At 44.5% G+C, this 11,981-nt stretch carries 12 protein-coding genes; 6 read left to right on the top strand and 6 right to left on the bottom strand.

Annotated features, from left to right (window positions below):
• Positions 1-61: 61 nt before the first annotated feature.
• Genes R3D86_14690 through R3D86_14675 form a run of 4 tightly spaced genes read right to left on the bottom strand, consistent with a single transcriptional unit; the run spans position 62 to position 4,257 of the window.
• The gene (locus tag R3D86_14690) at positions 62-211 is read right to left on the bottom strand and encodes a hypothetical protein (protein MEZ5759465.1); all 150 of its coding nucleotides are present in this window, start codon (positions 209-211) and stop codon (positions 62-64) included.
• A 6-nt stretch (positions 212-217) separates the two neighbouring features.
• The gene (locus R3D86_14685) at positions 218-1,204 is read right to left on the bottom strand and encodes a xanthine dehydrogenase family protein subunit M (protein ID MEZ5759464.1); all 987 of its coding nucleotides are present in this window, start codon (positions 1,202-1,204) and stop codon (positions 218-220) included.
• A gap of 12 nt (positions 1,205-1,216) precedes the next feature.
• Entirely contained in the window at positions 1,217-3,616 is a 2,400-nt protein-coding gene (locus R3D86_14680) for a xanthine dehydrogenase family protein molybdopterin-binding subunit (protein MEZ5759463.1), read from the bottom strand.
• A 2-nt stretch (positions 3,617-3,618) separates the two neighbouring features.
• Positions 3,619-4,257 (bottom strand): (2Fe-2S)-binding protein, encoded by a 639-nt coding sequence (locus tag R3D86_14675; protein MEZ5759462.1) that lies wholly within the window; start codon positions 4,255-4,257, stop codon positions 3,619-3,621.
• A 250-nt stretch (positions 4,258-4,507) separates the two neighbouring features.
• Here R3D86_14675 and R3D86_14670 point away from each other — a divergent pair, with 250 nt between their 5' ends.
• Genes R3D86_14670 through R3D86_14655 form a run of 4 tightly spaced genes read left to right on the top strand, consistent with a single transcriptional unit; the run spans position 4,508 to position 7,898 of the window.
• On the top strand, positions 4,508-5,149 hold the full coding sequence (locus tag R3D86_14670) for a cytochrome b/b6 domain-containing protein (GenBank protein MEZ5759461.1): 642 nt from the start codon (positions 4,508-4,510) through the stop codon (positions 5,147-5,149).
• A 30-nt stretch (positions 5,150-5,179) separates the two neighbouring features.
• On the top strand, positions 5,180-5,599 hold the full coding sequence (locus R3D86_14665; protein ID MEZ5759460.1) for a hypothetical protein: 420 nt from the start codon (positions 5,180-5,182) through the stop codon (positions 5,597-5,599).
• Between the two features lie 59 nt (positions 5,600-5,658).
• Positions 5,659-6,960 (top strand): hypothetical protein, encoded by a 1,302-nt coding sequence (locus tag R3D86_14660; GenBank protein ID MEZ5759459.1) that lies wholly within the window; start codon positions 5,659-5,661, stop codon positions 6,958-6,960.
• A gap of 26 nt (positions 6,961-6,986) precedes the next feature.
• On the top strand, positions 6,987-7,898 hold the full coding sequence (locus tag R3D86_14655; protein ID MEZ5759458.1) for an alpha/beta fold hydrolase: 912 nt from the start codon (positions 6,987-6,989) through the stop codon (positions 7,896-7,898).
• Positions 7,899-7,901: 3 nt separating this feature from the next.
• Here R3D86_14655 and R3D86_14650 read toward each other — a convergent pair whose 3' ends face one another.
• Together R3D86_14650 and R3D86_14645 are read right to left on the bottom strand one after the other, a co-directional pair.
• Complete coding sequence (locus tag R3D86_14650; protein MEZ5759457.1) at positions 7,902-8,717, bottom strand: undecaprenyl-diphosphate phosphatase; 816 nt, start codon at positions 8,715-8,717, stop codon at positions 7,902-7,904.
• Positions 8,718-8,751: 34 nt separating this feature from the next.
• On the bottom strand, positions 8,752-9,294 hold the full coding sequence (locus tag R3D86_14645) for an FMN-binding protein (GenBank protein ID MEZ5759456.1): 543 nt from the start codon (positions 9,292-9,294) through the stop codon (positions 8,752-8,754).
• Between the two features lie 262 nt (positions 9,295-9,556).
• Between R3D86_14645 and R3D86_14640 the strand changes: the two genes are divergently transcribed.
• Complete coding sequence (locus R3D86_14640) at positions 9,557-10,534, top strand: FAD:protein FMN transferase (GenBank protein MEZ5759455.1); 978 nt, start codon at positions 9,557-9,559, stop codon at positions 10,532-10,534.
• 127 nt (positions 10,535-10,661) lie between these two features.
• Positions 10,662-11,963: an MFS transporter gene (locus R3D86_14635; protein MEZ5759454.1), complete on the top strand. Its 1,302-nt coding sequence runs from the start codon at positions 10,662-10,664 to the stop codon at positions 11,961-11,963.
• Positions 11,964-11,981 lie beyond the last annotated feature (18 nt).

The following is an 11,981-nucleotide window of genomic DNA, read 5'->3' as shown; positions in this document are numbered from 1 at the left end:
ATGGCAATAAAAAAGCCCTCCTGAAATTCAGGAAGGCTTTAATAAAATTATTTTTATAGTTTTACTTTTTCTTGTCCGTCATCAGGCGATAAGTAAAATGCGCAATAATCACTAAGGCGGCTACACCGGCAAAAACGGGCAGGAGATCCCATGAGATTCCCTGCAACGTTTCCTGTCCGTACATATCACGCGTATAGCGGAGTATATCCATTTTAAATTATCCTCTGATGGCCTTGCGGACCAGACCTTCCATAAGTGGAATTTTAAAGTGGTTATAGTTGAGCGGAACAGCACCGCGTGCCGCTGCACCAGCGCCAAGATTTGCTGTATCTTCGTTTCGCTCGCTACCGCGGACGATATCTTCCACAACATTCAGACGTTTGGGAACACACTCAACAGCGCCGCAGGTAATGCGGATATCTTCGATTGTGCTGCCGTTCATTTTGATTGCCGCGGCAATATTGACCAGTGGGAAATCCCATGAATTGCGGTCAGCCACTTTTTCAAAATAAAACTCTGCGCCTGCCCATGTTGCAGGGATACGAATGGCGGTCAGAACATCACCAGGTTTCAGAATTGTCATATTCTCAATGTCAATTGCCGGACCGATGAAGAAATCAGTTGCGGCAACAACTTTTTCGCCAGAGCTGTTCTGAATAACCATGCTGGCATCAAGGGATACCAGTGCTGCCGCTGTATCAGATGGTGACACAGCCACACAGCGTGAAGCGCCGAACAGGCAATGTTCCCTGTTCATTCCTTCCGGTGTGTCGGAGTAACATGTGTTGCCACCGGCACGGTAGCAGTCAAGACCGCTACGATAATACCAGCAACGGGCATCCTGGCTGACGTTGCCGCCAATTGTGCCTTTGTTTCTGATTTGCGGGCTGGCCACACGTCCTGCTGCTGAAGCAAGCAGACCGAATTTTTCCTTGATAATTGGGTTTAGTTCAACTTCAGTTAACGTTGTCAAAGCACCAATTTCAACGCCGCCATCCGCTGTTTCACGAATCCCTTTAAGAGAGTCGATCCCTGTAAGGTCCACAACGGTTGTTGGTCTTTTGATCCTGTCCTTGAACCAGTCAAGACTGTCATGTCCACCAGCGATCGCCCAGCCGTTTTCACCGGCATCTGTAAGCAGGCTGATTGCACTTGCAAGGTCAGTTGGTTGAACCAGATTAAAGTTTGGCATCATATCTTTCATATTCGTGCCCTCCTATATATTTACTTGTAAAGGTTTAAATGATTGCGGTCTGCCAGCCATGGCATTGACAATCATATCTGGATCAACCGGCGTACGGTTGAAGCTATGGCCTGTGGCGTCCTGAATAGCGCTTAAGATAGCAGCAGCGGCACAACCCATCACCGGCTCACCAACACCTTTAACCCCTGCAGGGCTTTGCGGATCAGGTTTATTCACCGCACCGACCTCAACATTGCTTGGAATATCAAGAATGGTGAGCGGTTTTGTATGGTAAAGATCAACTGTTGCACAGAGACCGTTTTGCGGGTCATAAACCATGCGGTCAGTCGCGGCCATTCCCATGCCCATAACACCACCGCCACGAACTTGCTGTTCAAGACTTTGTGGGTGGATAACACTACCGCAGTCAACAAACGCTGTATATTCCAGGATCTCGTACTTACCGGTTTCGGTATCAAGCTCAATCATGGCATAGCCCGTTGCGAGTGCAGGAACCGTTCCTTTCTTAGGCATATTATCTTTGGCAACACCACAAAGACCAAGGCCGGCCACAAGCGGCATCGCGGCTTTTGTCACGGCGTTCAGTTCATCCGGGAATTCGTGCCCGTCATACTTTCCGCCGAGTTCAATTGCCCGTGTAGCGGCCTGTGCAAAGGTCATGACTTTTGACGGATCAGATTTTAAGAAGACCGTTTCATTGTCCACTTCATAATCATCCGCAGCACCGCCAAGATCCATTGCAGCAATTTCTTTCAGCTTTTGTTTGGCATCATTTGCCGCAGCAAAGTTGGTTCTTGTTGTGGTAAAGGTCGTGTTACTTCCGAACTGGGCAAGAACCCAAGGAAGACCGCGACGACTGTCACCATGTTCGATAACAGTGTTTTCCCAGGAACAGCCCAATGTTTCCGCAGCAATACGTGATGCGGATGCATATGAATATGTTCCTAGGTTACCAACACCGGAATGGATGTGAAGTTTGCCATCTGGACGAATGGTTACTAGACCATCAAAACCGTTCGAACCGGCTGAGTGATAGGCCTGTCCGACACCAATGCCGATGACCTTATTGCCATTGCGTTTACCGCTTAAGGCAATTTTTTCTTTCCATTTGAATTTATCGGAACCCATAATCAGGGCATCGCGAATATAGGAACTGGTAACAGTACTTTTACGGTCAGAGAAAACAACATCGTGATCAGGTGCATTAATTTCACGGATCATGATACGGTCTATGCCCAGCTGCTTGGCAGCGCGGTCCATAAAGGGTTCCATAATACACGCGATCTGGTTCTGACCAGGGCCACGCTGTGAAATATGCATTGGTTTATTGGTAACGACCGGAACACCACGGAAACGCATGTTTGTTGGTGTATAAACAAGCGCCAGCGCCTCTGCTGCTGCCGTATGGTCGCCGGAACCGTTGCTTGGGCCGCCGGATTGAACGATGTAGCAGTCTATCGCTGTTACTTTCCCTTTTTTGTCAAAGCCAACTTTCAGCTGACCCTGGAATCCGGGACGTGAACCACCGATTTGATACTCTTCCGCTCTTGTGATGCGAAGCATGCAGGGGCGACCAATTTTTTTGGACATATAGGCCGGAATTGCCATTGTCGGATAAGGGCTTGCTTTGGCGCCAAAACCACCACCGCAGAATTCCGCAATGTAAACGACATCTTCAACAGGTATCTGGAGCATGGCGGCAAGACCTGGCATCATCCATGACTGGCTTTGTGATGAACCGTATACAAAGCATTTTCCATTTTCCCAATAGGATAATGTGCTTCTTGGCTCTAGGGCCTGGTGGCTTGAACTTGCAACAACAAAGGGTTCGTCTATGATAAAGGCCGCATCCTTGAAGGCTGCTTCAACATCACCTACAGACCACTCTTCAGGGGCCTCACCCATTGGAAGTCTGGTTTCACCGGCTTCTGCGAAATCACGGGCTGTCCATTTCAGAACACCAAGAGGAACAGAGCGTCCTCCAGAAATATTTCCTTCATCAAGGGCATTTGGTCCGCCAGGATAAAGGCTTTGAAGAGGGTCAAGGCTGAAAGGTTGTGCCTCGTAATTTACTTTAATTTTTTCAAGAGCTTCTGCAGCTATCGCTTCGGTTTCAGCGGCAATTGCAAGAATTGGCTGACCAAGCTGTCTTGGCTTGCTGGTCAGGATTGGATAGCTAGGAGGAGAAGAAGGCGGAACATCATTTTCTGTCAATATTCCAAGCACACCTTTCATGGCCAAAGCTTCTGAAGTATCAACAATAGTGACATTGGAGCTGGGCATCGGATTGCCGAGCATTTTTACATAGCACATACCATCAACACGGACATCTTCCGAATATTTGCTGGCGCCTGTTACTTTTGCTCTAACGTCTGGTGGGGTAAAGTTGTTACCTAATAGTTTCTCTGCCATTTTTATGCCCTCCCTGCTGCTTTAACTATAGCGTTAATGTAATTATTATAGGCGCCGCAACGACATAGATTGCCGGAGAGTGCATGACGAACTTCTTCACGTGTCGGGGATGGGTTGCGCTGTAAGAGAGCTACGCCTGAAACAACCTGGCCCGGGGTACAATATCCGCATTGCGGAGCAAGTTCCTCTATCATGGCCTGCTGAACAGGGTGAAGCTCACCATTTGGACCAGCTACACCTTCGATTGTCACGATTTTTTTGTTACGTACCATGTGGGTTAATGTTGAACAGCTATATGTGGTGATGCCGTCAATCATTACGGTACAGGCACCACAGGATGCACGGTCACAGCCGAGCTTAGTTCCGGTAAGGCCGAGTTTGTTACGAAGAGTATGGGCAAGGGTTTCGTTTGGCATAACATCTACGGGGCGGTCTTTGCCGTTAACATTGATGGTTACAAGTCTTTCAACTGAACCAGCGCCACCGCCTGAGCTGTCACCGCCTGAACACCCTGTCATAAGGCCAGCGGCACCGGCAACTGTACCGGCAGCGATTACGCCTTTAATAAAAGTACGCCGGGATAGCGCATCTCGTTCTGTGCTCAGAGGATCATACCGATCTGAACTGAATTTTTTTTGCATTAATTTGTGCTCCTCCACATTAGTATTTCTATATACTTCGTTGCAAATATATATAAGACATAAAAAATGCCATCAACAACCCACCGTACGCTCAATATTTTCTATTGGACATGATTCTACTGCAACTATGTTTCCATACCTCTAGAATATTTTTGTGATTTTTCTTGAGATATTTTTTGCCTCCCGCTATGAGGTGATGTAACTATATAACTTGAAGTTAGTTAAGTCTAGATGCAAAATTAACGGGACAATGAAAAAAGGCGCTGTTTTCAGCGAAAAAATACTTATGGAAAAAAATGAAGATCACATAATTCGGCATGGGTCTGTCAGTCGGGTTTTTCACTGGTTAATGGCGGCGTGTATTTTAATATTACTGGCGACGGGATTGCTTCCAGTGCTGGGGTTTAAATTTGAATGGGTTGAACCACACTGGATCGCCGGTATTGCCCTGACAATCGCTGTTTTAATTCATCTTTTTCGGTCGCTTTCGCCAAAAAAGTTAAAATCAATGTGGATTTCAGTGGCCGATATTCGTGAATTTATTGAAGGTCGTGGAAAAGTTTTGGGCGGTAAATATTCACTTGAACAGAAATTAATGCACCATGCGATTACAGTGTTCAGTCTTGTTTCGCTTGTTACAGGTTGGTTGCTGCTTTTAAAAATTGATACTCCGTTCTGGCAGCGTAATCCTTTTATTTTTCAGGCAGAAACCTGGGGAATAATTTATGTTTTCCATGGCCTCTCCACACTAATATTTGTCAGTTCGATTATGCTGCATATTTACTTTTCACTCAGACCGGAAAAGTCAATGTATCTGCGGTCTATGTTTAAAGGCTGGATTACGCGTGATGAATTTAACAAAAACCATGATCCGAACCGCTGGGATATTTAATTATTAATTTGAGTATTAGAAAGAATTAAGATGAGTGAACAAGGTAAAAGTAAACTCCGTACGTCAATTGATGCAATCGAGACAGGCTACGAATTTATGCTGGCCTATGCAGCGCAGGGGCGTGATTTTGAATATACCGGCGGTGGTGCCGGTCCATCAATCCGCGTTTATCTGGGCGGATTAAAAGACGGACTTGATTCAATTGCGGATGACTTTGAAGCAGAAGTTAAAGAAACCGTAAATAGCGGTGCGGAGCAGTTTAATCAGTTTATAGAAATACTTCGTGCCGATGCACAAAAGTCACTGACAGCTGTATCAATGGTTCTGTCCCTGCCTTCAATCGGGTCTCAGGTTGTTGATAATCTGAACGCATCCATTCATATTAGAGCAATGCTGACAGATTTATTTCTCATTGATGAGGCACTATCCTCATTAAAGCGTCAAGAATGATAATTTTGCCATATTTTTCAGTTTTATTTACGGCTGTGTTAACAGCAAGGAAAAGTTTAATGAATGTCGGTTCGCTTAAAATAGCGGCAGTAATGTTTTTTGCATTCAATCTGTTGTCATTCAGAAGCTTTGCACAGTCCGATGAAGAGGCTGAATTTTTTCAAAAATATCAGGCAATGGTCATTATTGAAGAGGCGAACCAACATTGTCCGCTGCTTTCAAGGCTGGAAGCAGAAGTGTTAAATGGCCAGATTGTATTTGCCAATTCTAATTTTTCAGGCAAGCTTGACCGGGTGGAAAAATTCAAGAAAGAAGCAAGAATTTATGCGCGCAGGGCATCCTGTAATTCACCCGAAATTATGGGGTTGATCGGGCTGGCCAGGCAGGAAGCAAGTGATTCAATGGTTAACCAGCTTCTGTTATCCCGTCAAATTCATCTGCTTGATCAGGAAACGGCAAAAAAGGGGGAAGCCGGACAAGGAATGCTGCTTGATTATTTAACCGATGTGGAGTGGGGGCTACTTGATAATCTGTATCTGGAAGTCAAGGATAACTATCTTTCCCAGGCAAGTCAGGAAGACTGGGATAAATATGAAGACTCATTAATTAAAGTTGCTGAAGAAAAGACAACGCAGAAGTTTCTATCCAATGAAAATCTGATAAAAACACGGCCAGCCAAAAGTATTGAAGCCATTCAGGCAACGGCAAATAACAATGAAATTTTCAATTATTATTTTTATCTGGATAAATCAGTAAGGGCCTTTGTTGAAGGAAGCAAAGCTGATGAAGACGGCTATCCTTACAGCCGCCCGGCAAATGATTTTACCAACTGGCTCGCTTATCGGCCGCGGGAAGAGGATGTTACATGGATGGTGTCCTATCCTGGTTGCGGCGGAAACTTTGAAGGAACGACCTGTATTCTGGTTGTCGGAGTAAACGGTGATTTAGGGGTTGTTCTGAACAGCGAAGTAGAGAACGTATCGTTGGAATTTAGAAACCCGGAAAATACGGAACTTGCGGGACAGAATAAAGCTGTGGAAGGGCCGATTGGCACCAACGAAAAAAATGAGGAAAACTATAACTATAATCTTGAACTTATGTCGAATTCGGCTGATAGGAAAGAGATTGTAGCAACAGAAAATTCAAATAATAAAAAGCTATTGTCACAGGTCGGAACAAAAGCACCGGCAAATGCCAGGCTTTATGTGTTTCCCGAAGGAAGTCTGAATTCCATCGAGCAATTAAGCAAAAATGATTTGCTGAAATTGACCATTACAACATCCGGTGGTAAGAAACAATCAAGCGTAATGCCGATGCAGAATTATCATCAGGCTAAAAACTGGGCGACCACCCTACAATGATTTAAACAGGAATAAGAGGTGTTAAGATGAAGCAATTTAAACTATTTATAATAATTCCGGTATTGTTTCTGATTAGCATCAATACTGCATTTTCTCAGGCAAAAACAGCTACAAAACATACAGTTATGGCAGACGGTCATCCTATGGCCGTCTGGGAAAAGTCGGTAGAAAATCCGAAAGGAATAATCCTGCTTCATCATGGCCGGACCTGGAGTTCAATTCCGGACTTTGATTTGCAGGTGGAAGGCGAGGACCTTTCGCTTATGGATGGTTTTAATGAGCGTGGGTACAGTGTCTGGGCCCTAGATGCCCGCGGATATGGCGGCACACCGCGTGATGATACTGGCTGGAATACACCAAACAGAGCAGCCAAGGATCTCTCAATTGTTCTAGACTGGCTTGTGAAAAGGACAGGACAGAAAATTAATGTCTGGGGCTGGTCTATGGGCTCAATGATCAGTCAGCTTACAGCGCAGCTATATCCCGAAAATTTTGCCAGTCTGACCCTGTTTGGTTATCCGGTTCGTTATGAAAATAAATATCCGGACGATATACAGAATGGTAAACCGCCTATGAAAGAAAATACAGCAGAAGCGGCAGCAAGTGATTTTATCACGCCTGGATCAATCAGCCAGAAAGCAATCGATGAATATGTCCGGGCCTCTCTTGAAGCGGATCCAGTCAGGGCTGACTGGCGTAATCAGGAACAGTATAATCAGTTTGACCCGAAAAAAGTATCAATGCCCGTGTTGCTGCTTCAGGGGGAGTTTGACCCACTGGCAGAAACAAAATCACATGCAAAGGCATTTTCGGAATTTCCAAATGCCAACAAGCAATGGGTTGTTTTAAAAGGCGGTGATCATGCGGCTCTTCTTGAAAAACCAAGAGCGCAATTGATTGATGCGTCAATCAATTTCATTGAATGGCTGAAAAAATAGACTTTACAGATATACAAGATAAAGCAGAAACAGACCAAGACCGACCCTGTAAAAAACAAACGGGGTCATGGATGATTTTTGCAGCCATTTCATCAGAAAAGTAATAGCAAGCAAAGCTGATATAAAGCTAAGGCCCGCCCCCCAGAGAAGTTCTGAAAGGGAGACGGCTGGTTGTTGATCGCCGGTAAAAAGTTCAATAAGCAGCAAGGTTGCTGCTGCAAGAATGGTTGGAATTGAAAGCAGCATGGAAAAGTGGGCGGCGGTGGTTCTGGAAAAACCAAGGGCCCGTGCGGCCGTCATGGTGATGCCGGAGCGACTTGTCCCGGGAATAAGCGCCAGCACCTGCGCCAGACCAATGATCAGGGCATGACCATATTTAAGACCGGAAAGATTAATTTTAACCGGTGATTTTGTATCATACCAGTAAAGCAGAATACCAAAAATGATGGATGTCCAGCCAATGACCTCCATGCATCTTAAATTATCAATCAGCCCAATCGCTGAAAAGAGCCCGCCAAATATAATAACCGGGACTGTGGCAAGGATAATCGCTAGCATCATGGTGCGTTCGGATCTGTTATAGTCTTTTTTCAGCAGAAGCATCTGAATGAAGGCATGTAAAAGCCGCCACACATCTTTGCGAAAATAAAGAATGACTGCCCCAAGGGTGCCAACATGAACGCCTACATCCATCATGACACCCTGATCGGGCCAGTCGGACAGAAGCGGAACCAATATAAGATGTCCAGATGAACTGATGGGCAAAAATTCGGTAATGCCCTGCACGATGGCAAGAACGATGATGTGTAGTAGGGTCAATATAAATTCCAGACAGGGTTAATTTTTTTGATTGTCATTCGGCGTCCACAACATCTTTATGTAGCAGCAAGGCAATTCGGGCAATTCGTTTCATCGAATTTGATGAAAGTGTCGAGCCGGAAATGCCATTAATCGGCTTATCAAGCGAATTATCACCGGTCAGTGCCGCATCATAATATTGTGAGCGGTAAGCGCGGCTCTGGACTTCATGGCCACGGCTTTCCCTGTAAATAAGCACGCTGATATCGACTATTTTGTCATCTTCAACAACGACACCGGCGGTAATGGGCATGGTCCGTGCGACACTTTCAAGAACCCATAGGGTCCTGCCCCCTTTGCGCCAGTATCGGTACCTTACCGGGGTTTTATCTGCCCCGTTAAGAACCTCATTAATATGATCACGGAGGTCACCGATGACCCACACTGTTGATTTTTTTGGTATTGCCCCGTCAAAGAAACTTTTTACATAATCATTCGTTCTGTTATAGACCCGTTCCGCCGGGTGGAATGTGTCTTGCGCATATACAGAAACTGCACTGAAAATCAAAACAGCGGCTATAATGTTAAGATATTTCATATTTTTTCCCATCACATTTAATCCGGACTTTTAACCGGAAGAGCGAATGATTTCCAATTAGGCTTTCGCATTAATATCAAAGGACGATAGCCGAGTAAAGAAACCAATTTTCCGGATTTTATTTAAGTCTTACTGATCAGGAAAATCAAGCGGATAACTTTTAATATTTGCTTTTCCGGATAGTTTTAATATGCTCACGTCTGCGGGCCATCAAATTTGCCTTTGGTCGCATTTATTTCTGTTTTAATGGATAAGAATGATAATGAATAATCGTAGACGGATGCTGAGAATTATGGCGCTGGGAACGGGTGTGCTGGCAACGCCATCTGGACTTTTTGCAAAAGAAACGCCCAAGCAGTTCTTTGAATGGCAGGGTAGGGCCATGGGTGCAGAAACGTCATTACAGTTATATTCTGATAATGAAAAGAAAGCAGAAGAAGTCATTACCGGCGCAAGATCATTAATCCGAAAATATGAAAAACTTTTCAGTCTTTATGATCGGGAGTCACAAATATCCAAATTAAATAAGACTGGCAGACTGGATAACCCGGACGGGGAATTTATGGATCTGTTAAAACAGTCGGTTCAATTTTATCAGGTGACAAACGGCGCATTTGATATTTCAATTCAGCCACTCTGGACATTATATAAAAATTATTTTGGTAAGCCGGAAGGCGAAAGTCTTGATATTGAGATAAAAGCAACTTTATCAAAAATCGGCACAGAAAAAATAGATATTCAGGACAATACTGTCGTATTTAAAGAACAGGGAATGGGGCTTAGCTTTAACGGCATAGCTCAGGGATATATTACCGATAAAGTGACCGAATATCTTAAGAAAAATGGTTTTGACAATATACTTGTCGATATTGGGGAATACAGGGCTGGTGGACCGCAAAATGATGGTTCACCCTGGCGAATTGGACTGCTTGATCCATTTGATGCAGTTTCCATTGCTGATGTAATAGAAATTAAATCAGGTGCCGTTGCCACATCGGGGGGGTATGGTGATCAGTTTGATGCTTCCGGCAATTATCATCATTTGTTTGATCCACACACCGGCAAAAGCAGTGGGATATATGCTTCCGTAACGGTCACATCATTGGATGCGACAACGGCAGACGCGCTTTCGACAGCGTTTTCCTGTATGTCACCTTCAGACATAAAAGCTGTTCTGATGCAAATTAATGGCAGCAGTGCGCGGCTTACTCATAATGACGGCACCATTACTGTCCTCTGAAATCCGAAATCACAGCACTCTCGTCCGATTTCGCTCTAAACTGTTACGATTTATGCTATAATCTGCCGAAATATTGCAGGTTTTATAAGTTCTGCTACGTATAAGAAGAAAATATCAGGGGAATGAAATGGGGTTTGATGAAAAAAGCGGGGACCAGAAAAATTCTTTTTTAAGTGTTTTTGAAAAGGAAGGGGCCGCATTTGTGTGGTCATTTCTATATTTCTTTTCGCTGCTCACCGCTTATTTTATATTGCGTCCGATCCGTGATGCCATGGGCATTGCTGGCGGGACCGGCTCGCTGGCTTATCTTTTTTCCTATACATTTCTAGTGATGCTGGCCGTTATGCCCATTTATGGGGCACTGGTAGCACGCTTTCCGCGTCGTAAGCTAATTCCTTATATCTATTTATTTTTTATCTTTAATCTTGTGCTGTTCTGGTATTTATTCATTCAGGAAATAAGACTGGATATCGTGGCAAAGGTCTTTTTTGTCTGGCTCAGCGTCTTTAATGTTTTTGTCGTATCAATCTTCTGGAGCTTTATGGTTGATATCTTTAAGGCGGGAGATTCCAAAAAACTGTTTGGCATGATTGCCTCCGGTGGAACGATTGGCAGTATTTTAGGGCCGTTACTTGTCACTTTTTTGATCGATGAATTTGGAATTGAAAATCTGTTGCTGGTCTCTGCAGCAGTTCTTGTTTTTTCAATATTCTGTGTTTTAAGACTTATTCAGCTGAGAAGTGGAAGTCTTGCAGAACAGAAAAATGGACAGGAGCAGAACACAAATGAAAAGGCCATAGGCGGTGGAGCGCTGGCAGGATTTACAGAAATTCTGACATCCCGCTATCTTATGGGGATAAGCCTTTTGGTTTTTTTGTTATCACTAACGGCGACTTTTGCCTATTTCCAGCAGGGGGCATTGATTTATGATGCCTATACGGATACGGCAGAACGGGTTAAAATATTTGCACTGATTGAACGGTATGTATCCATCGGTGCTTTGATATTCCAGGTTTTTATTTCGGGTCCTGTGCTTTCAAAATATGGCGTTAAAGTTGGGATAATCGTTCTGCCTGTCCTGACCATCATTGGGTTTTCGCTTCTGGCCCTGTCGCCGGTTATTGGTGTCTTTATTGTGTTTCAGACAATAAGACGGGCCACGGAATATGGTATGTTTGTCCCGTCACGTGAAAACCTGTTCAGCATAGTCAGCCGGGAACAAAAATATAAAGCCAAAAATTTCATCGATACCGCCGTTTTCAGGGGCGGTGATGTGGTCAACGGCTGGATCTATACAGGACTTAGTTCAGCAATCGGTTTATCCATCGGCGCCATTGCCATGATCGGTGTGCCACTTGCGGCTATATGGGCCATGCTGGCCTGGAGACTGGGACGGCACCATGAAAAGGAAACAGAAATTAAACCTTAAGGGGTGGGAAACTTATTA

The sequence above is a fragment of the Emcibacteraceae bacterium genome, from assembly GCA_041396985.1.
Classification (GTDB): Bacteria; Pseudomonadota; Alphaproteobacteria; order Sphingomonadales; family Emcibacteraceae; genus Pseudemcibacter.
Note: the sequence above shows the minus strand (reverse complement) of the source record. Positions and strands in the feature narration are given on the sequence as shown.